At 68.7% G+C, this 19,746-nt stretch carries 15 protein-coding genes, 3 tRNA genes and 2 pseudogenes; 12 read left to right on the forward strand and 8 right to left on the reverse strand.

Annotation, left to right across the window (positions count from 1 at the left end; genetic code table 11):
• The first annotated feature begins 6 nt into the window (after positions 1 to 6).
• On the forward strand, positions 7 to 456 hold the full coding sequence (soxR, locus tag ABT008_RS21970; protein ID WP_350698079.1) for a redox-sensitive transcriptional activator SoxR: 450 nt from the start codon (positions 7 to 9) through the stop codon (positions 454 to 456).
• A 162-nt stretch (positions 457 to 618) separates the two neighbouring features.
• Here the strand turns inward: soxR and ABT008_RS21975 are convergent, their stop codons facing one another.
• Positions 619 to 1,596 carry an NAD(P)H-quinone oxidoreductase gene (locus tag ABT008_RS21975; RefSeq protein ID WP_350698080.1) on the reverse strand — a complete coding sequence of 326 codons (978 nt, stop codon included), beginning with the start codon at positions 1,594 to 1,596 and terminating at the stop codon, positions 619 to 621.
• Positions 1,597 to 1,788: 192 nt separating this feature from the next.
• Here ABT008_RS21975 and ABT008_RS21980 point away from each other — a divergent pair.
• Positions 1,789 to 1,875, forward strand: a tRNA-Ser gene (locus ABT008_RS21980).
• A 255-nt stretch (positions 1,876 to 2,130) separates the two neighbouring features.
• Here ABT008_RS21980 and ABT008_RS21985 read toward each other — a convergent pair.
• Positions 2,131 to 2,286 (reverse strand): hypothetical protein, encoded by a 156-nt coding sequence (locus ABT008_RS21985; RefSeq protein WP_350698081.1) that lies wholly within the window; start codon positions 2,284 to 2,286, stop codon positions 2,131 to 2,133.
• Between the two features lie 150 nt (positions 2,287 to 2,436).
• On the opposite strand from ABT008_RS21985, the gene ABT008_RS21990 reads away from it, so the two are divergent.
• Positions 2,437 to 2,970: a YbhB/YbcL family Raf kinase inhibitor-like protein gene (locus ABT008_RS21990; RefSeq protein WP_350698082.1), complete on the forward strand. Its 534-nt coding sequence runs from the start codon at positions 2,437 to 2,439 to the stop codon at positions 2,968 to 2,970.
• A 137-nt stretch (positions 2,971 to 3,107) separates the two neighbouring features.
• Here ABT008_RS21990 and ABT008_RS21995 read toward each other — a convergent pair whose 3' ends face one another.
• On the reverse strand, positions 3,108 to 3,818 hold the full coding sequence (locus ABT008_RS21995; protein WP_350698083.1) for a class I SAM-dependent methyltransferase: 711 nt from the start codon (positions 3,816 to 3,818) through the stop codon (positions 3,108 to 3,110).
• Positions 3,819 to 4,028: 210 nt separating this feature from the next.
• On the opposite strand from ABT008_RS21995, the gene ABT008_RS22000 reads away from it, so the two are divergent.
• Entirely contained in the window at positions 4,029 to 5,855 is a 1,827-nt protein-coding gene (locus ABT008_RS22000) for a DUF6311 domain-containing protein (protein WP_350698084.1), read from the forward strand.
• A gap of 7 nt (positions 5,856 to 5,862) precedes the next feature.
• On the opposite strand, the gene ABT008_RS22005 is transcribed toward ABT008_RS22000, so the two are convergent.
• The gene (locus ABT008_RS22005) at positions 5,863 to 6,645 is read right to left on the reverse strand and encodes a hypothetical protein (protein WP_350698113.1); all 783 of its coding nucleotides are present in this window, start codon (positions 6,643 to 6,645) and stop codon (positions 5,863 to 5,865) included.
• A 279-nt stretch (positions 6,646 to 6,924) separates the two neighbouring features.
• On the opposite strand from ABT008_RS22005, the gene ABT008_RS22010 reads away from it, so the two are divergent.
• Entirely contained in the window at positions 6,925 to 8,439 is a 1,515-nt protein-coding gene (locus ABT008_RS22010; RefSeq protein WP_350698085.1) for a peptide deformylase, read from the forward strand.
• Between the two features lie 165 nt (positions 8,440 to 8,604).
• Here the strand turns inward: ABT008_RS22010 and ABT008_RS22015 are convergent, their stop codons facing one another.
• Positions 8,605 to 9,726, reverse strand: a complete 1,122-nt coding sequence (locus ABT008_RS22015; RefSeq protein WP_350698086.1) for a globin domain-containing protein — start codon at positions 9,724 to 9,726, stop codon at positions 8,605 to 8,607.
• 155 nt (positions 9,727 to 9,881) lie between these two features.
• Here ABT008_RS22015 and ABT008_RS22020 point away from each other — a divergent pair, with 155 nt between their 5' ends.
• A complete protein-coding gene (locus tag ABT008_RS22020; RefSeq protein ID WP_350698087.1) occupies positions 9,882 to 10,652 on the forward strand; it encodes a CPBP family intramembrane glutamic endopeptidase in 771 nt (256 codons plus the stop codon).
• 175 nt (positions 10,653 to 10,827) lie between these two features.
• Here ABT008_RS22020 and ABT008_RS22025 read toward each other — a convergent pair whose 3' ends face one another.
• Positions 10,828 to 11,883, reverse strand: a complete 1,056-nt coding sequence (locus tag ABT008_RS22025; protein WP_350698088.1) for a hypothetical protein — start codon at positions 11,881 to 11,883, stop codon at positions 10,828 to 10,830.
• 846 nt (positions 11,884 to 12,729) lie between these two features.
• Here ABT008_RS22025 and ABT008_RS22030 point away from each other — a divergent pair.
• From ABT008_RS22030 to ABT008_RS22045, 4 genes are all read left to right on the forward strand, one after another.
• Positions 12,730 to 12,820, forward strand: a tRNA-Ser gene (locus tag ABT008_RS22030).
• Positions 12,821 to 12,855: 35 nt separating this feature from the next.
• Positions 12,856 to 12,928, forward strand: a tRNA-Arg gene (locus ABT008_RS22035).
• 535 nt (positions 12,929 to 13,463) lie between these two features.
• Entirely contained in the window at positions 13,464 to 14,804 is a 1,341-nt protein-coding gene (locus ABT008_RS22040) for an NsdA family TPR-like regulatory protein (RefSeq protein ID WP_350698089.1), read from the forward strand.
• The gene (locus ABT008_RS22045; protein ID WP_350698090.1) at positions 14,801 to 15,691 is read left to right on the forward strand and encodes a PfkB family carbohydrate kinase; all 891 of its coding nucleotides are present in this window, start codon (positions 14,801 to 14,803) and stop codon (positions 15,689 to 15,691) included. The genes ABT008_RS22040 and ABT008_RS22045 overlap by 4 nt, the downstream gene beginning before the upstream one ends.
• A 238-nt stretch (positions 15,692 to 15,929) precedes the next feature.
• Here ABT008_RS22045 and ABT008_RS22050 read toward each other — a convergent pair whose 3' ends face one another.
• Positions 15,930 to 18,125, reverse strand: coding sequence for an NACHT domain-containing protein (locus ABT008_RS22050; protein ID WP_350698091.1), 2,196 nt, complete (start codon positions 18,123 to 18,125; stop codon positions 15,930 to 15,932).
• A gap of 229 nt (positions 18,126 to 18,354) precedes the next feature.
• Here ABT008_RS22050 and ABT008_RS22055 point away from each other — a divergent pair.
• Positions 18,355 to 18,719, forward strand: a pseudogene (locus tag ABT008_RS22055) (IS5/IS1182 family transposase); the annotation flags it as partial.
• A gap of 143 nt (positions 18,720 to 18,862) precedes the next feature.
• Here ABT008_RS22055 and ABT008_RS22060 read toward each other — a convergent pair.
• Positions 18,863 to 19,234 (reverse strand): hypothetical protein, encoded by a 372-nt coding sequence (locus ABT008_RS22060; RefSeq protein ID WP_350698092.1) that lies wholly within the window; start codon positions 19,232 to 19,234, stop codon positions 18,863 to 18,865.
• Positions 19,235 to 19,398: 164 nt separating this feature from the next.
• Here ABT008_RS22060 and ABT008_RS22065 point away from each other — a divergent pair.
• Positions 19,399 to 19,482: pseudogene (locus ABT008_RS22065) on the forward strand (SAM-dependent methyltransferase); the annotation flags it as partial.
• Positions 19,483 to 19,746: the final 264 nt, after the last annotated feature.

The following is a 19,746-nucleotide window of genomic DNA, read 5'->3' on the forward strand; positions in this document are numbered from 1 at the left end:
GGTGTGATGCAGGAAGCCCTCACCATCGGTCAGCTCTCCGCGCGCAGCGGCGTGGCGCAGTCGGCGCTGCGCTACTACGAGCGGATGGGGTTGATCCGGGCCGACCGCACCGGTGGCAACCAGCGCCGCTACCACCGGGGCGAGCTGCGCCGGGTGGCGTTCGTCCGGATCTCGCAGCAGGTCGGCATCTCGCTGGACGACATCCGGGCCGCCCTCGACTCGCTGCCCGCCTCGCGCACGCCGACCGCCGAGGACTGGACCCAGCTCTCCGCCGTCTGGCGGGACCGGCTGGACGAGAAGATCAAACTGCTGAGCAAGCTCCGCGACGACCTCGACGGCTGTGTCGGCTGCGGGTGCCTGTCGCTCCAGCGCTGCGCGCTCAACAACATGGACGACCGGCTCGCCGCGGAGGGCCCCGGCCCCCGACTGACGCTGCCGGGGCGCGACTCGATCTAGTGCGGTGTCCAGAAACGTTCACCGGGCCGCGCCGGGTTCAAACGGCGCCCGGCGGCGTTGGAGGCTGGCCCGGATGCAACACCGGTATCCGGGCCAGCCTCCGCCTTGCCGGATCGCCGCCGGAACCTCGCCGCGACACCGCCAACGTTCCTGGACACCGCACTAGCCGACGGTGAGCAGCACCTTGCCGAGGTGCTCGTTCGACTCGACCAGCCGGTGCGCCTGCGCCACCTCGGTGATCGGCAGCCGCCGGTCCACGACCGGACGGACCCGGTCCGCCTCGACCAGCGGCCAGACCTCGTCGCGTACCCCCTGCACGATGGCGGCCTTCTGGTCCAGCGGGCGGGCGCGCAGCGCGGTCGCCGCCACCGTGCCCCGCTTGGCCAGCAGCGCGCCCAGGTCCAGCTCGGCCTTGCGGCCACCCTGCATCCCGATCACCACCAGCCGCCCGTCCGGAGCCAGCGCCGCCACGTTCCGGCCGAGGTAGGACGCGCCCATGATGTCGAGCACGACGTCCGCGCCCCGCCCGTCGGTGACCCGCCGGACCTCCTCGACGAAATCCTGCTCCCGGTAGTCGACCAGGTGCACCGCGCCCAGCTCGCGCAGCCGGGGATGCTTCGCCGCCCGCGCGGTCGCCACCACCGTGGCGCCGAGCGCGGTGCCGAGCTGGATCGCGAACGTGCCGATACCGCTGCCACCACCGTGCACCAGCAGCGTCTCGCCCGCCGACAGCCGAGCCACCTGCACCACGTTCGACCAGACCGTGCACGCCACCTCGGGCAGCGCGGCGGCATCGACCAGGTCGACCCCCACCGGCACCGGCAGCAGCTGCACCGCCGGCACGGCCACCCGCTCCGCGTACCCGCCGCCGGCCAGCAACGCACAGACCTGGGCACCGACCCGCCACCCGGTGACGTCCGCCCCGATGGCGCTCACCACGCCCGAACATTCCAGTCCCGGGTACGCGGGCGCACCCGGCGGCGGCGGATAGTGCCCCTGCCGTTGCAGCAGATCCGCCCGGTTCACCGCCGTGGCCCGCACGTCGACGATCACCTCGCCCGATCCTGGTTCCGGGTCGGGCACCTCGTCCCAGCTCAGCACCTCTGGCCCACCGGGCTCGGCAATCACGATCGCGCGCATGGCCCAGTCTTACCCGATCGTTGCGCCGTTCCACGCCCCGGCCACGCCCCGGACCGGCGAAATCCGTGTCGGTGGAGCACAGTGGAGTCGCTCGACAGACCGCCGCGACGGTCACACGGACGGGGTGGCTCGCCCCTTCGCCGATCTGCCGGACGTGGCAGACTATGCACGGCCGCGCCGCGCGCGGCACCGGGAGGGTTCGCCTAGTGGCCGATGGCGCTGGTCTTGAAAACCGGTAAGGCAGCGATGTCTTCGTGGGTTCGAATCCCACACCCTCCGCTCCCCAGCCGCGGTCACCCGCACCCGCACCCGCGCCCGCACCCGTCCACGCGCCGCACCACCTGCCGCATCCTGGGCATGCCCGCCGCGATCATGGACATGTGGCACGCGAAAAGCGCCTGAATGCCCCGCTTTGTCCCTGCCGCAACTCCATGATCGTCGGGGCGGGGCGGGGCGGGGCGGGTGGCGGTGTGGGGGCGGGAGTGGGGGGCGGTGGTCGTCGAGGCGGCGAGAGCGTCGTGACCTGTCGGGGACTCAGCGCTTCGGTGGGCGTACCTGCTGGTTCTCGCGGATCTTCTCGGTGGCGAGTCGGTCCAGGGCCCGGCGGCGTTCGTCGGGTCGGGGCTGATCGTCGCGCTCGCGTACGGAGTCGACGGCTGCGGTGACGAAGTCGCGCCAGATGCCAGCCACGGATCTCCCTCGCTCGATGGGTGCCAGGCTGACAACCCGCGTGAGCGGCCTTCGGTTACGGCGGACACCTCGCGTTTTCCCGGTTGGCACCGCGCGACAGGGTATGAAGGGGGACGCAGAACACCACTTCCACCGGAAGGACCTGTGTCGATGACCCTGGAACGACCCATCGCCCCGGACCCGTACGAGCTGCTGCCGACCGTCGCCTCGTTCACGCTGACCAGCGACGACGTGCACAACGGTGAGCCGATGGACGCGGCGCACGCCCATGACAGCACCGGTGGGGACAACGTGTCGCCGCACCTGGCCTGGTCGGGTTTCCCGGCGGAGACCAAGGGCTTCGTGGTGACCTGTTTCGACCCGGACGCACCGACCGGCAGCGGGTTCTGGCACTGGGTGCTGGTCAACCTCCCGGCGGATGTGACCGAGTTGCCGCGTGGCGTCGCCGAGGGCGACCTGCGGGGGGCGTTCAGCGTCCGGAACGACTACGGCGTGCAGGGGTTCGGCGGTGCCGCGCCGCCGGCCGGTGACCGGCCGCACCGGTACGTCTTCGCGGTGCACGCCCTCGACGTGGAGAGCCTGGACCTGACGCCGGACGCCTCACCGGCCTACGTCGGCTTCAACCTGGCCTTCCACACCCTCGCCCGGGCCACCATCCGCCCCACCTACCAGATCACCGCCTGACCCCACCCCGCCGACGATGCCGCGTTGATCAAGAGGTTTTGGTCGCCGATCCCGCCCGGGCACGGCACAAACTTCTTGATCAACGCGGCGAACCCGCCCGGGCGGGAGGCCCGGGGGTGGGGGGGAGGGGGACAGCGTTAGGCGGGGGTGCGGGCTACGGCGAAGACGGACTGGCCGAAGGGTGGGCGGGCGATCTGCTCGGCGGCCTTGGTGGCGGGGAGGACGAGGGTGTCGTAGACCTTCACCATCGGGCCCTCCTTCGGCATCAGCCGGAAGACCTTGGTGGCCATGAAGTAGCCGATCAGGCCGAGCGCGTTCGCGTAGTGGATCTTCTCCACCCGCAGGCCAGCCTCGGTCATCGCGGCGGAGAGCGTCTTCTTGGTGTAGCGGCGTACGTGGCCGGTGGCGATGTCGGCCGGGCTCATCGCGAACTGGAACGCCGGGACGATGATGACCACCGCTCCGCCCGGGCGGACCAACTGGCCCATGGTGCGCAGCGCCTCGACGTGGTCCTCGATGTGCTCCAGCACGTTGTACGACACCGCCGCGCTGTAGTCGCCCCGCTCCGTGTTGGGCAGCAGCATCTGGCGTACCTCGATGGACGGCTGGTCGGCCAGGCGCTCCTTGAGCGCGACCAGCCGGTCCGGGTCGGCCTCGGTGGCGGTGAAGCGGGGGAAGTGCTCCGCCCACTCCAGTGCGTAGTCGCCGAGCCCGCTGCCGATCTCGATCGGGTTGTCGCCGAGGTAAGGCACGGCCAGCTCGACGAACCAGCGTCGGTGGTTGACCGCGGTGGCGAGGCCCTCCAGAACCTCGGACTGCACGCGCTGATCCCCAGTGATTTCTGCCATGCGTCGATTCCTCACGATATGACTCGACCCCGCGCCAGGACCGACTGAGTGAACCATCCGCCTGGAGGGCGGGAATATCGGGGCCCGTGGTGGCCGAATTACGGTCGGGTAGCTGCACGATCGGTGGTGGTCAGCGAACTCGGGAGATGTTACGCCAGTGGCCTGAAGGCCGCACGACGGCCCGATACGCCGACTACGCTCCGAATTACCATGACTACTCCTGAATCGGGCCGCTCCGCCGACGAGTCCGAGGCGCCAGGGGTGCCGGTCGGGCCGCCGGACGACGGTCATCGGCCCAGCTCAGGGCGGTGGAAGGACGTCGTCGCCGTGATGAGCTTCACGGCGCTCGGCTTCTGGGTCACCGCCCGGATGTGGCTCAACCCGGCCGACGGCATTCGCGACAACCAGACCGATATGGCCCAATTTCAGTGGATGATGGCCCACGGTGCGCGGGTGGTGACGGAATTCGCGTACCCGTTCTCGTCGGATCGGATGAACGTGCCGGAATCCGTCAATTTGATGGCAAATACCTCGGTCTTATCCGTTTCATTGCCGATGACGCCGGTGACACTGCTGTTCGGTACCCGTACGTCGTTCCTGCTCTTCCTCACGCTCGGGATGATCGCCACGGCCACCGCCTGGTACTTCGTACTCTCCCGGGTCCTCGTCGGCTCGCGCGGCCCGGCCTGGCTGGGGGCCGCCTTCTGCGCGTACGCCCCGGCGATGGTCTCGCACGCCAATGCGCACCCGAACATCGTGTCCCAGTTCGTGGTGCCGCTGATCGTCTGGCGTACCGTGCGGCTCGCCGAGCCCGGCCGCTGGCTGCGCAACGGCGTCCTGCTCGCCCTGGTGATCGTCTGGCAGGCGTTCCTGAACCTGGAGATCCTGCTGATGACCGCGATCGGTCTCGGCGTGGTCGTCGTGGTGCTGGCCGTCGCCCGGCCCGACCTGCGTCGGCGGACCCGCCCCTTCCTCGCCGGACTCGGCGTCGCCGCCGCGATCGCGCTCGCGCTGCTGGCGTACCCGCTCTACGTCCAGTTCTTCGGGCCCGGCGCGTACAACGGCCTGTCCTGGCTGATCCGGGGCTACTCCACCGACCTCGCCTCGTTCTTCACCTACGCCCGGGAGTCGGTGGGTGGCGAGGCGCTCAGCGCGGCCCGACTGGTCAAGAACCCCACCGAGGAGAACGCCTTCTTCGGTTGGCCGCTGATGATCCTGGTGTCGGCGGTGGTGTGGTGGCTGCGGCGCAACCCGGTGGTGATCGCGCTGGCCGGGCTGGGACTGATCTTCGCGGTGCTCTCGCTCGGGCGGGAGATCCGCTTCGACGGCCGGGGCACCGGGATACCCGGCCCCTGGGCCGCGCTGGAGGACCTGCCGGTGCTGCACTCGGTGGTACCGACCCGCTGGTCGCTGGCGATCACGCCGATCGTCGGGCTGTTGCTCGCCTACGGTGCCGAACGGGTCCGGCAGGTCGCCGCCCGTCACCCGGACCGGCGTACCCAGATCCGGTTCGGCACGGCGACCGTGCTGGCGATGGCCCTGGTGCCGGTGTTGCCCACCCCGCTGCCGACCAAGCGTCTCGAACCGACCCCGGAGTTCGTCACCTCCGGAGCCTGGCGCCCCTATCTCGCCGGCGGGCGCAGCCTGGTGACCCTGCCGCTGCCCGACACCGAGTACGCCGAGCCGCTGCGCTGGTCGGCGCAGACCCGGTTGCAGATGCCGATCGCCCGTGGCTACTTCCTCGGCCCCGACACCCGGCCCGGCCGGGATGGGGTCGCGCTGTTCACCGCGCCGCCGCGCCCCACCAGCACCTTCTTCGGCGCGATCCGGCGGACCGGGGAGGTGCCGCAGATCACCGCGCGGGACCGGCAGGAGGCGGTCGAGGACCTGCGGTACTGGCGGGCCGGCGCGGTGGTCCTCGGCCCGCACGAGCAGGCCGAGGCGCTGCGTACCGGGATGACCGCACTGACCGGCGTGGAGCCCACGTACACCGGCGGGGTGTGGCTCTGGGACGTCCGGCCGCTGGTCGGGGAGTGACTGAGGATCAGGAGCTGCGGATGCAGCAGCCCTGGCAGACCTTCGGCGAGGGCAGGGTGAAGGCCAGGCAGCAGGTGCGGCGCTGCACGGTCGGTTCGCCGTTGCGGCCCGGCACCAGCTCCACCAGGTCGGCCAGGTCGAGCGCGCCGAGCAGGGTGTCCACCGCCTCGACCGCCGAGCCGGGCAGGCTGTCGGCCGCCCGCAGCACCCCGTGCGCGATGCCGGAGGCCACCGAGCCGAGCAGCGTACGCGTGCCGATCCGGACCTCGCCCTGGATGGCGGCGATCACCGGCGACAGGTGCGCGTCCAGCAGCGTGCCGCGCAGTGCGGTCAGCAGGGCCTGCTCGTCGGCGAGTACCCGGACCTGGGGCAGCCCGGACAGGGCCAGCGGGTCGTTGGGCAGGACCGCGATCGGGGTGGACGGGCGCAGACCCAGCGTGATCAGGGTGCGCGGGTCGGCGAAGTGCACGAGGGCGGCGTCGGCGTCGAGCAGCGGCACCCGTCGGGCGACGGCCCAGCCGAGCACCACCGGCAGCGCCGCCCAGTAGCTGTACGCCTTCCAGGCGACCGCGGCGGAGGCGTGCGGCGTACCACCCCAGAGGCGGACGGCCGAGTCGAGCAGCTCCGGCACCTGGGCACCACTGGTCAGCGTCGTCGCCGGGGCCCAACCCGCCTCGTCCGGCACGACCAGCCCAGCAGCCAGGCCGGGCAGCGCGTCGGTGCCGAACATGGCCCGCAGAGTGGCGGTGACCGGGGCCAGCGGCGCGGCCGAGGCGGCGTGGACGGGCAGCACGGCTGTCACCTGTTCCACCCCCCGTCCGAGACCCCGATGGCCAAACTAAGGCTAGCCTAACCACACTTCGGCTGCGCGGGGAACCCGGAAAGAGGGGGAAAGCGAGAGGCTCGGATCACTCGACGGTCGGCGGTCACGCTGAGTGTCGTACCGGAGACTCGGGGCAGTATCGGTAGAAAACGCTCACCGGTCAAGGGTCCTGTCGAGAAGGTGCCAGTTGTGTGCGTGATCGGCCACGCAACGTGAAACTTGATGCACCCGGCCACGAGGAAGCTGATGACGACCTCACCGCTCGATCGGGCTGCCGACTCGTTCGCCGCCGAACTCGCACGGCACCGGACGGAGCGGGGGCTGTCCAAGAAACAACTCGCCACCCTGATGGGCTTCGACCCGTCCTACGTCAGCCACGTGGAGGGGCGGCGGCACCGACCCACCGAGGACTTCGCCCGGCGCGCCGAGGCCGTCCTGGAGGCCAGCGGCGCGATCTGGCAGCGGTTCCGGGAGTACGACGACCTGCGTCACGCCCGCGCCGAGCGCCACCACCGGGAACCCGTCCTCCCCGGCCAGTGGATGCCGCCGGGCACCGGACTCATCGTCGAACGCGAGACGGCCATCCTCACGCACACCGACGACTCCTACCACTGCGTCATCCGTCGAGAGCTGTACAACGCCGGCACCGAACCGGTCACCCGCTACCTCGTCCGGATCGCCGTCGACCGCTACCCGAACGACCCGGGCCGCTCCAACCGGCACCACCGGGAGCACCCGCTCACCTTCGCCGAACTTCAACTGAGCGCATTCCGCGAGGAGTCCGGCGAGCGGGAGGCCATGCACTGGCGGGCCAAGCACGACCGGGACGCCTTCAAGGAGATCTGGCTGCTCTTCGAGAACGCCGACCGCCGCTTCCCGCTCTACCCGGGTCGCCGCGCCACCATCGAGTACGCGTACACCGTCGGACGGGACAAGTGGGGCCCCTGGTTCCAGCGGGCGGTCCGCGTACCGACCCGGCACCTCGCCGTACGCCTGGATCTGCCGGTGGCGCTGGACCCCCAGGTCTGGGGCGCGGAGACCTCGCTCTCGGCGGAGGAGGGGCCGCTGCGCACGGCGGTGACCCGGCGGGACGAGGGCGACCGGGCGATCTTCGACTGGGCGACCGACGAGCCGCCGCTGAACGCCCGCTACCGGATGCAGTGGCGCTTCCGCGCCGAGCCGGAGACCGAGCCGGAGGGCGGCCGGGTCCGGCCGTCCGACCGGATGCGCGGACTCGGCATCGTGCAGCGCGGCGTCGACCTGCTGCGGCAGCCGGCCCGACCGTTCGACCTGCCCCGCGAGGAACAGTCCGCCCGCGAGATCGTCGATCGGCTGGTCACCGCGGTGGCCCGACTGGACGAGATCCACCCGTTCACCAAGGGAGTGGGCGTCGCCGCACCGCAGCTCGACATCGGCCGGGCGGTGGCCGTGGTCCGCCCGCCCGACCGCACGGCCGAGCCCGTCGTGCTGCTCAACCCCCGGGTGGTCGAGGCCGCACCGGACACCGACGAGCAGTACGAGGGCTGCCTCTCCTTCTTCGACCACCGTGGGCTGGTGCCCCGGGCGCTGCGGATCGACGTGGAGCACGCGCAGTTCGACGGCGGACGGGTGATCACCTCGTTCGAGTTCGGCATGGCCCGCCTGGTGGCGCACGAGATCGACCACCTGGAGGGTCGGCTGTACGTGGACCGGATGGCACCCGGCGTGCCGCTGGTGCCGGTCGAGGAGTACCGCGAGTCCGGCAACCCCTGGCGCTACTGAGCCGTGCCGCCTGCACGGGTTGGTGCCACCGCGCCCGCCCGGGTGGGAACGACGGCCGGACGGGCGCGGGTGGCGTGGGCGGTGCCGGTCCGCCCGAACAGGGGGACCGGGGCGCGTGCCCCAGGGGGCAGGGGCACGCGCCCCGGCTCGGGGGGGAGAAAAGCTCTACAGGTTGCCGAAGGTGTCGTACCGGGTCTGTTGCGGCGGGACGTCGTCGGCGGCGAGCACCCGCAACGTCGACCGGACCATCGAGGCGGACCCGGAGACGTAGCAGTCGTGTGCGGTCCACGGCCCGTACCGGGCCACCACATCGGAGACGTCACCCTGCTCGCCGTCGAAGTCCGGGTCGTCGCTGCACGCCGGGGTGACCGACAACCACGGATGGGCCGCCACCAGTTCCCGCAACCGGTCGAGACCGTACAGGTCCGCCTCGGTACGGGCGCCGTAGAAGACGTGCACCCAGCGCGCCCGGTTGAAGCCGGCCAACTCCTCCACCAGGGCCTTGATCGGCGCCAGCCCGACCCCACCGGCGACACAGAGGATGTCCCGCTCCGACGTGCGGTCCAGCGTCATCGATCCCATCGGCGCGGCCACCCGCAGCAGGTCACCCGGCTTGATCCGGCGGACCAGGGCACCCGAGACCCAGCCGGCGGCCTCCGACGGCGTACGCACGTGGAACTCCAGCACGTTGTCGTCGTTCGGGGCGTTCGCCACCGAGTACGTCCGCCACACCCGGGGATGGTGCCGGGGCGCCTCCACGCTGACGTACTGGCCGGCCTTCCAGGACAGCGGATGTTGCAGCGCCCGGCAGGTGAAGACGGCCGTGTCCGAGCCGTACCGCCGGTGGGTCAACACCTCCGCGTGCCAGAACGGCGGGTTGTCGTCCGCCGCCGCCCCGGCCAGCATCTTCTCGGCGATCGCCGCGTACGCGTCCCGCCACGCCTGGTCGTACTCCAGGTTCCAACCGTCCCCGGCGGTGCTACGCAACGCGTCCAACAACGCGACACCCATCGTGTCGTAATGCGCCGTGTCGACGTGGTACTTGCGGTGGTCCCGGCCCAGCGCCCGCAGGAACTCGTCGAACCCCTCCGGGTCGTCGACGGTGTGGATCGCCGTGATGATCGCTTCGAGGAGCCGGTCGCCCTGCCCGGACATCTGCACCGGGAACAACTTGCGCAGCTCCGGGTCGAGGAGGAAGACCCGCGCGTAGAAGTGGTCGGTCAACCGGGCCCGATCCTCCTCGACCAGGGCCCAGCTCTCCTTCAGCAGCCGCGCGAAGTTGTCCACCTGGGAGCGCTCCTTCTTCTGCCGGCGGGATCGGGAACACCGATAGAATGTCCACGGAGCGTGCATGAAGGTCGCACAGAATGTGCGATCCGACGTGAGGCGCGCTCAGTGGCACCCGGATGCCACCAGCGCAGACGGTCGGGCACAGTGGTGCGGTGACCGCAGAGCTCACCCGCCCGACGTCCCGTCGGACACTCGGCACCGAGACGATGCTCGTGCTCGGCCTCTCGCTCGGCCAGTCGGCCGTCTACGCCACCGTCTCGATCATCGCGAAGCTGACCGCCGAGGGCGGACTCTCCCGGCAGACCGCCGCGCTGAACACCTCCGCGTCGGCCCGGCCGTACCTCGACCTCACGTACCAGCTACTCGGCATTGTCTTCGCGCTGCTGCCGGTGCTGCTCGCCGTACACCTGCTCACCCGCGACCCCGGCGATCCGGTACGCACGCTCGGCCTGGACGCCCGACGGCCCTGGGCCGACCTCGCCCAGGGCGCCGGGCTGGCGGCCCTGATCGGGCTTCCCGGCCTGGTGCTGTTCTGGGCGGCGGCCCAACTCGGCATCAACGCCACCGTGGTGCCGGCCGCGCTGCCCGACCTCTGGTGGACCGTGCCGGTGCTGATCCTCGCCGCCTTCCAGAACTCGATCCTGGAGGAGGTGATCGTGGTCGGCTACCTGATGACCAGGCTACGGCAGCTCCAGTGGCGAGTCGGCGCGATCATCGCCACCAGCGCCCTGCTCCGCGCCTCGTACCACCTCTACCAGGGCTTCGGCGCGTTCATCGGCAACGCGATCATGGGCGTCGTGTTCAGCCTCTTCTATCTGCGTACCCGCCGGGTGATGCCGTTGATCGTGGCGCACGCCCTGCTCGACATCTTCGCCTTCGTCGGCTACAGCCTGCTGCCCCGAGAATGGTTCGACTGGCTCTGACCGCGCAGGGCCCTGGTCCGGTGGCGGGTCGCCGGGCGCGCTTCCGGATGGTCGGGCTGGGCCTCGGTCGGTGGCCTTCGCCGCTCGCGTGGCGTCCGGCGGGCCGTGGTCAGCGACGTCGAGGTGGGCGGGTAGGCGGCGCCCAGCCGCTGCGCCGCCCAGTCTCCAGCCGCCGTCATTCCCTGGGTCGGGGCGGGCGGTAGGCGGCGACCGCGCGGGAGGCCAGCCGCTGTACCGCCGCCGAATCACCGACCGCCGCCGTCACCAGCGCCGCGCCGGGCAGCACCCGGGACGCCCACCGCAACGCCAGCCAGCCGCCCGCCTGCGCGGCCAGCGGCGCCGCCAGCCGCCAGGCCGCCTCGGCAGCCCTCGGCCCCGGCTGCTCGCCCGGCCCGTCCGCCGCCCGAGCCGCCGCCAGCGCCGACCGCGCACTTGCCTCGTCCGGATGCACCTGCGCCAACACCAGCAACTCCACCGCCCGCTCCGGATCCGCCGGATCACGGCCGTACGCCGCCGCCAGGTGGAGCACCAGGTTCGCCTGCGTCCAGAGCACCGCCGCCAACTCCACCACCGGCGCGAACGCACCCGCCAACGATGCAGTCGCCCCGCCGACCCCCGCCTGCCGGACGAACCGCCGGCCGGCGAGCCGGGCCAGACCGTCGCCGTCCGCCTCCGGGTACCGCTGCCGCAGCCGCCGCGCCCACGCCGCCGCCCCCGGCCCGAGCGCCTCGACCGCCGTCAGGGCGAGCAGCTCCGGGGCATAGCCCGGGTGGTCCAGCACCCGCACCACGAGCATCCGCAGATCAGGCGTACGCCCAGCGAGCCCCGCCTCGCTCCCGTCGGGCGAGGTGGCACCGGTCAGCGACGTCGGCTCGGTCGGTGCAGGTGGGGTCTCGGCCGGTGTGGGTGAGGTCGGGGTCGGCTTTCCTGGGGCCAGCCCAGGTCGGGTCGTCTCAGCGGATTTCGGTCGCGGTGGATCCGACTCGGTCGGATAGCCAAGGTCGGCGTCGGTCTGCGCTGCGGCGGTCAGCGTCGTGGTCGGCTCGGCCGAGATCGGTTCGGCGGCCTGCTCCGCGTGGAGGGCGTCGTCGGTCCGGGCCGACGCGACCTGCTCCGTCTGCGGCGTGGCACTGTCCGGTCCGGCTCCGGCTGCCGCGACCCCGGTCGCCTTCGTCGCAGTCGTCCGCGCCGGTGCGGCCTTCGCGGCTGCCTTCCTCGCCGTCCTCTTCACCGGGGCTGACCCGGAGGGGGACGTCGCAGCCGTCGCTGCCTTCCTCGGTGCGGCCTTCCTGGCCACCTTCCGGGCCGAACCCGCCTGCGCCGCCGCAGTCGCATCGTTCCGCCCGTCGCCGGCCGACGGGGCCTCGGTCGCATTCGGCTGCCCGTCGCTCGGCGACTGTGCCTCGGTCGCATCGTTCTGCTCGGTGCTCGTCAACGGCGTGGGGGGTGCTGCCGCCGTCCTGCGGCTGTCGGCGGGGCCGGCGGCGACCGGTTCCGGCCCGGTCGGCTCGGGGTTCGATCGAGGCGCCTTTTTCGCGGCGGCCTTGCGCCGCGTGGGCACAGGAGTGTCAGGAGCTGCCCCGTGTGCTTCGCGATCCCCGCTTCGGACCGGCCGACTCTCCGTATCCGATGCCGGTCCGGCCTCGGGTGCGGGCGCAGTCGCAGACGGTGGCGTGGGGGTGAACGGTGTCCTGGACGAAGCGGGACGAGTCTGGCGGGGCACCGGCTGCTCCGGGACGGGTGGCGGCTGGAAGATCACACCCGGCGCGGCCTTCGTGCGACGAGGCCGACGCCCGCCCTCGTCCTCCTGCGGCTCAGCCTCGCTCGGAGGCGCGGGCGCCGGAGGGGGTGTGAACGTCGCCTTCGGGGAGCGGCGGCGCGCTTCCCGAGCAGGTTCGGGGTGGTCATGCTCGCGTGGCGACTCCTCCTGCATGTCGATGGAGCGTAGTCGCGATCACGGCGCCGCACAGCTCAAGAATCCCCTCGCCGGTCTGCGGGTCGGCCGGTTCCGGTAGTCGCTTTGCCCCCGGACGGGCGGGGCCTGTATCCTCGGGCGCGGTGGTCTGCGGGCCACCAGGGAGACTTCGCCTAGTCTGGTCTATGGCGCCGCACTGCTAATGCGGTTGGGGTCTTAAAGCCCCTCCCGGGTTCGAATCCCGGAGTCTCCGCGCGAAAGCCGGGTGTGTAGACTGGCCGAGCACCAGCGCCCGTAGCTCAACGGATAGAGCATCTGACTACGGATCAGAAGGTTAGGGGTTCGAGTCCCTTCGGGCGCACAAGATCGACAAGGCTCTGACCTGCTATAACGGCGGTCAGGGCCTTGTCTGTTTCTGTCCATGAGGGACGGTTGGCTGCTCGGTGGCTGCTCGTGCGACGAGCATCCCCTGCGTGTCGGACTGTCCGGGGGCGTCCGGTCGGGTCCGTGCGAGCTTGACGATGCCGAACTTTCACCCTTCCTCAATCAATTCACGAATACTGATCGAATGCGTGGAGGGCGGGGTGGGGTGGGGGCGTGGTTCCGCATCTTGCCGTCGACGTGAATCGGCGCGGTTTTGCGTTGTGGTGCGGCGTGGTGGGCTTGCGGTGGGCGCTGGCTTGCTTTGGCGTGGTCGGTTACGGTGGCGTCGCTTTGTGTCGATGTGGTCTGCGTGTGCGGGTGTGGAGGGGCGGTCGCCGTGATCGATCCGCAGCGGGTGCACGATGCGAAGGTGGCGTTGGGTGCGAGGCTTGCGGGCTGGCGTCACGCGCGTGGGTTGACTCCAGTTGGCGTTGGCGCGGCGGGTGCCAATTTCACGAACCACGATCGCCTCGGTGGAGCGTGGGCGGCAGTGCCCGGACCGGATCTTCTGGCAGCGCTGTGACGCGAATCTTGCGGCTGGTGGAGAGTTGCTGGCCGGCTATGACGACTATCGGCGCCTCAAGCGGCAGCTTGATCTGGAGAAGGCTGAGGCGGATCAGCGCGCACGGTGGGGTGAAGCCGAGGACTGTTCGCTTTCGGAGGGGGATAGCCATGCTTCGTTGATTGCGGCACCGAAGCCGACGTCAGTCAACGGTCCGGGCGGTCTGACGGCGCCGCTGTCGCAGGTGACCATTGTCGCGGGTGCTGGCGAGGGCGACGTGGGCGAGGGTGACGTCGCTACGCTTTCGGTCATGTCCGACGGGCAGGCGATGTCAGTGCGGGTGAGTCGCAGGGCTCTGCTGGAACTCGCCGCTGGGCTCGCGACTGTGCCGGCTTTGACGATCACCGGCGAATCTCGCTCACGGGCTGTTGATCCGGCTGTGGTGGAGCATTACGCGGAGCTTCGCGCGTTTCTGGTGCGGGCGGATGATCGGTTTGGTGGTCTGACGATTCTGTCGACGGTCGAGCAGCAGATCACCACGATCGCCGTGCTGCGGAGGCAGGCGCGTGGGTCACTTCGTGACCGGTTGCTCAGCACGGAGGCCCGGTGGAGTGAGTTCGCTGGTTGGCTCAGTGACGATCTCGGTGACCGGGCGGCGGGTGGCCGCTGGCTGGAGCGGGCGGGAAGCATGGCGCAGGAAGCCGACGATCAGGAGTTCTGGGCGTATGTGCTGGCGCGTAAGGCCCAACGGTTGGTGGGTACCGGTGACGAGGACCGCGTCGTCGGGATTGCTCGTGTGGCGGCCCGCCTGCCGGATACGCCTGCTCTCGTGCGTGCCTTCGCCGCCGTGCAGCAGGCGCATGGCAGTGCCATCGACAACGACGCCTGCGCATTCGAGGCCGCGATCGAGCAGGCTCACGAACTCGTCGCGACCGTTCGCACGGCCGGGGATGACAGCACACTCGGTTCCTTCTGCACTCGGCCGTATCTGGCGGCGCAGGAAGGTGAGGGGTGGCTGCGCCTCAACCAACCCCGACGGGCCGTCGACAGTTTCACCGCCGCCGTCAACGAGTGGCCTGACCGGTACCGACGCGAGCGGGGCGTGTACCTGTCGCGCACCGCGCACGCCCACCTGGCGGCCTCGGAGCCCGTCCGTGCCGCCACGGTCGCGGCCCAAGCGTTGACCGTCGCGACCACGACCGGCTCGGCCCGGGTCCACCGCAACGTGACCGTCCTGGCCCACCGCCTCGAACCCTTCGCCAGCCAGCCCGAAGTCCGGCACCTCATCGACCACCTCGCCGCCACCACATGAACCACCACCCGCCCCCGCCCGACCATGCCGATCCGCCGGATGTGGCCGTTGTCGGCCGCGCCAACATCGACATCACCGTTCGAATCCCCCAACGGCCCGTGCCCGGCCGCACGACGTTCGCCTCGTCGCCCGCGACGACCACCCCGGGCGGCAAGAGCCTCAACCAGGCGATGGCCGCCCGACGAGCGGGCGCCCGCACCAGCCTGATCAGCACCGCCGGCGACGACCAATGGGGCACCTTCCTGCACCAGGCCCTCATCGACGCGGCCGTCGACGTGTCCCACTTCCACCTTCTACCGTCGACTCCGACCGGTATCGCGATCATCGAGGTAACCCCCGACGGGGAGAACTACATCGTCCTCGCACGCCCTCCCGCCACCGAACTCACCGCCGAGCACGTACGCACCGCACTACAGCAACTGCCGGCCCCGATCGTGATCACCCAACTCGACCTCCAGCCCGACGCCGTGCACGCCGTCCTCGACCACCACCGCGCCGGCACGCTCATCGGCAACCTCGTACCACATCCCACACTCGGGACGACCGCGCTCGGCGCGCTCGACCTGTTCGTCTCCAACGAGACCGAAGCGGCAACCATCCTCGGCCGCCACCACACCGACCCGTCAGTCGCAGCCCAAGAACTGCGCAAACTAGGACCACGAGCAGCCGTGGTGACCGCCGGCGCTCGCGGAGCCGCCTACAGCAGCCCCGACCACACCTCACTCGTGCCCGCACCACACATCGACGCCATCAACACCACCGGCGCGGGCGACACCTTCCTCGGCACCCTCACCGCCGAACTCGCCCGCGGGATTCCACTACCCCACGCCATCGCCGAGAGCGTCGCCACCGCCACCACGCATGTAAGCACCACAGAAGGGCAATAGCACCCGCTCCGCACTCTGCCGAACGCTCGATCCCGAGCAGCCACCACCAATGACGACGATCTCGTCGAACCCCGGGGTGGCATCCGGATCTGCCGAGTTGAGTGGGCTCAAGCACACGGGCGAGAGTGCGCCTACACAGTCGCCTCCGTGAGCCTCCGGCGAACGAATACGCCGCAATCTACCGCCGAGCTTTCTGCGAGGCATGCTTCTCTCGATCAAGCTCAAGGGCGGGTCAGAGTCAGAGGCTCCGGACGAACTCCACCGCCTCGACGAAAGGTATACCCGTTCGCCGTTGTACAAAAACTATAGCTTCATCCGGAGTCATCAACATTTTGAAGCGGTGGGCTTCCTTGCAGAATTCGCCGCTTTTCAGCAGGTCAGCCCGCCTGGGTTGGCGGCTACGCTGACCCTCTTCGGCTGATTCGCTCTGTCTGCCAAGTTCCCTTGCCATGTCCACGGCCGAAAAGCTGCGCTCGGCGTACTCAAGCAGTGACTTAGTTGCTGCCGGACCAAGCGGTACGTGTTGGTGAATGGAAAGCGCGAACCGCAGTATCTCCCGGCGGTCGGACTCGGAAACCGAGTCCGCTGCTACAATGAGACCCTTTACGGCGTCGTCTGCGGCACCGTCGAAACGCCGGGAGAGAATCTGGATGGTGAGCAATGGAACGAGACCCAGGCTCGACCTAAGCACATGCGGGACCAGTACGTCGGTAATCGCCTCTGGCGTTCGGTTCTGGCGGCATATGTAGAGGGCGGCATAAAACTCAAGGAACGTCCGGTGCGAGAACTGATAGATCGGCTCTCCTTCGGGCGTGGTGCCTACGTCCGAAAGCACCCATGCTCGACCACGACAATGCGCTATTAGAGATCGCGCAAAGGATCTTGCCTGCGATTCTTCGGAAAACGATCTGGGGAATAAAAACGTCGCCGCCAACTCGATTAGGATCGTTTCAGTGACGCCCTGGACGTACTGCGTCTCTGAGATCATCACGTAGGCCATATGGGCAATCACCGGTTCGAAGTCGCGCTCGAAGTCTACGTTTCCGATGTTTCGTTGCCTATCCCAACGATCAAAGAGAACCAGTGCACACTTCTCTAGGACAGCGGCACGACTAAGCGGCAGTTCTTGAAAGCCGGTCGCCTTGTAAAGGTTGCAGAGCAGGGCTAGGAGAAGAGGGCTGGAGGTTAGATCACTGATAATCTTAGTCGTCTCCAGGAAGCCCTTCGCGACGTCGTATCGCTTGCCGACGTTGCCGATTGTTTCATCGAGCTGGTACCAGCGGTCGACATACCTGACCACATCAGATCGGTCGAACCGCTCGATTGCCAGTGCCACAAACTTAGATGGGTCCAGTGGTGCCTGCGCGTACCCGACCTGCCGGCTTGTGACCAGAATGGGAGTATTAATATAAGTGGCCGCGAACGCCTCGATGGCTGCCGTTATCTCACGACGCCGGGAGGTATCAACGAGTTCGTCTAGGCCGTCAAAGATGACCATGACACGACCAGTCAGCAGGAGCAGCTCGACAAGACCATTGGGCGCCCGCGCCTGAAAGTCCTCCGCCGCACTATTGGTGATGTACTCGGGAAACGACTGTTTCATGCCGGAAGCGGCGTACTGCCGCAGGGTGACGACAAATGGAATCGACGGCGCCGATTCAGCCTCGTCGTCTTTGGCAACCTCACCCAACGGCTTTCCGGCAAGGATGTCAGCTGCGACCCGCACGGCCAGTGTGGTCTTTCCAGCACCCGGGTCGCCTAGAACAACGGTGCGATCGAAAGGGATGCGGGGGTACACGTACGTCCTTTCCACATCGCTCAACTGCGCGGGAATGTATACCTTTTCGATCGGAACAATGACTTGAGTGTCCCAGTGGGGTGCCCGGATTCTCCCATAGCGATCCGTCGCAGCAGTACAGTACCGCTGGACCCAGGCGACAGAATCCTTGATTGAGCCGGTACCTGCGACTGCCTCGATCGTACGAGGAATCAAATCCTCCTGCTGGTGGAGGAACCGCTGGAAGCCCTCATCGTTAATGTTATCCCAGATGGAACGCGTCTTCTCGACATACTCTCCGACGGATCGTACGACCACGCCGAACAAAAGCCTCGCAATCTCCGCCTGGGTGGTCGTGCGCTGATCCCGCAGGTACATCCGCAGCCCTGCGGCCATTCCACCAATCACCTGCTCGGCGGCAGTAAGGTAGTCTTGTCCGTACAGGAGCCTGAGAGCAATCAATTGCCGTACCGTGGCGTGGAACTCGGCCGAGCCGAGATAGGTCTGCACGCTCGACCGTTGTCGGTCGTTAATGAAGCTGGCCATCGAGTCATACTCAGCGATGACGTCGTATACGATCTCGCGCGCGATCGCCAGCAAGCCAGAGACCCCCGGCCGCTTCTTGACGTTTGCACGGCGTTGGTAAAACTGGACCACACCTACGAGCGTCTTGCTGATGCGTGCGGCTAGAACGCTTTCTGGCGTAGCGGGCAAAATTCTGCTCCGGTCTGCTGCGGTAGCTTGGAAAAGAGATGTCGTTCGCAGGTAGCCGATGGAGCGGCGAGGTCTTGCTTTGGTTGACCTTCGCCGCTGCCTTTATATCTTGTTACACTCCGCTGGGACTGATTCTGTCGTCGATCTGACCGCAGCGCTCCGAACTCGTTGTATCGTCCGGTTATGTCGGCATCGCCGTTATTGTGCGTGGGGTTGTAAACCACGGCGAGCCTCGTGGTCGGCGCGGACGGCATCCGCCCTGGCCCACATGCGCATTGGAGCCACCCTCACCCGGCTAGCCGCCTGCTGCGAGGTTTTGGTGACCACTGTATGGCGTACCTACGCGAGGCCGTCGACCTGCTCGCCGCTTGTGCCGACGACCTCACCGCCGCCATGCGCCCCGGGTCACCAGGTTGGCGTACACGATCCTCGACGGCACGCTGATCCCGATCGACTGGGTCGCCGATCAGAGGCCCGGCTACTCCGGTGAGCACAAGCACCACGGAATGAACGCAGGTGCCGGCCGACGCCGCCGGGTGACTGTTCTGGGCGCCAGCCGCGCTGCCTGGCTCCGTCCACGACCTGATCTGGATCATCGGCCAGACATCTACATACAGCAATATAACAACTGCTCATGCCGCGATCCGCGCGGCCGTCAAGATCGGTGAGCTCCTCAGTGCTCATATGCCGGTGGGATACAGCTTGAGATGCTCGACAACGACGGCAACAGCCGTGCCGGGAGGGATGTCGACTGGGCCGTTGCTGAGCTCGACCTGCAACAGTCCGTCGGTGATCCGTATGGTCAGGATCTGTTGCTCGTGGTCTTCGACGGTTCCGCGGAGTCGGGGGCCTTCGTGCAGCGTCGATTCGGCGCCGGCCATTGCGATCGTGTCGCCCCATTCGAGCATGTCATCGATGTCGAGTTCGACATCGACGAGTTCGCCGGGCTGGGCGGGCTGTCCAACCCATTCGGCCTCCAGCCGAACGCCGGCCAACACGGCTTCGACCATAGTGGGTGTACCGGGGCGCACTGCGGCGACACGTGCCTCCATCCGTCCGATGATCGCAGCCGGCGTCCTGATCTGCCGCGATCGGGTCGTTTCGCCATGCAGATGTGTTGTGGGTGGAGGGTCGAATGATTCTTTCAGTGCTGTGTTCGGCGTCCTGAGGTAGATTCGCTGCCGCGACGGCCGAGGATGGGGAGGGTCAGCGGGGGATGGACGCCAGTACCGAGGAGCTGCGGGACGGGCACGACGTGCTGTCGGAGTGGTATGCGGAGAACCTGGTGGGGGTGCTGGAGGGCAGGGTCATTGCGTAGTTGAGTAGCTGCTGGTCACGGTGGTGATGAGGTCATGGGCAGGGTCTTTGCGTAGTCGTTTGATGTGCGTCTGACCTGGCCGCATGTGGTGCCGCAGCCTGTGTGGAGGGTGATGCTGAACGGGTGTGGCCCATCGGTGATCATGGAGTTGCTGAGACAACATGACACCGAGAAGGACCACACCCGCGCATGTCATCATCGCTGATCGACGTCATCCGTCAGCACGCCCCCGCCACGTCCGACACC

The organism is Micromonospora sp. NPDC002389, from assembly GCF_040296095.1.
Classification (GTDB): Bacteria; Actinomycetota; Actinomycetes; order Mycobacteriales; family Micromonosporaceae; genus Micromonospora.

Coding starts and splice junctions, on each gene's coding strand:
- ABT008_RS22000 (WP_350698084.1), top strand. CDS start 4,029: ATGACTACTCCTGAATCGGGCCGCTCCGCCGACGAGTCCGAGGCGCCA.
- soxR (WP_350698079.1), top strand. CDS start 7: ATGCAGGAAGCCCTCACCATCGGTCAGCTCTCCGCGCGCAGCGGCGTG.
- ABT008_RS21990 (WP_350698082.1), top strand. CDS start 2,437: ATGACCCTGGAACGACCCATCGCCCCGGACCCGTACGAGCTGCTGCCG.
- ABT008_RS22060 (WP_350698092.1), bottom strand. CDS start 19,234: ATGGAGGCACGTGTCGCCGCAGTGCGCCCCGGTACACCCACTATGGTC.
- ABT008_RS22010 (WP_350698085.1), top strand. CDS start 6,925: ATGACGACCTCACCGCTCGATCGGGCTGCCGACTCGTTCGCCGCCGAA.
- ABT008_RS22045 (WP_350698090.1), top strand. CDS start 14,801: ATGAACCACCACCCGCCCCCGCCCGACCATGCCGATCCGCCGGATGTG.
- ABT008_RS21995 (WP_350698083.1), bottom strand. CDS start 3,818: ATGGCAGAAATCACTGGGGATCAGCGCGTGCAGTCCGAGGTTCTGGAG.
- ABT008_RS21975 (WP_350698080.1), bottom strand. CDS start 1,596: ATGCGCGCGATCGTGATTGCCGAGCCCGGTGGGCCAGAGGTGCTGAGC.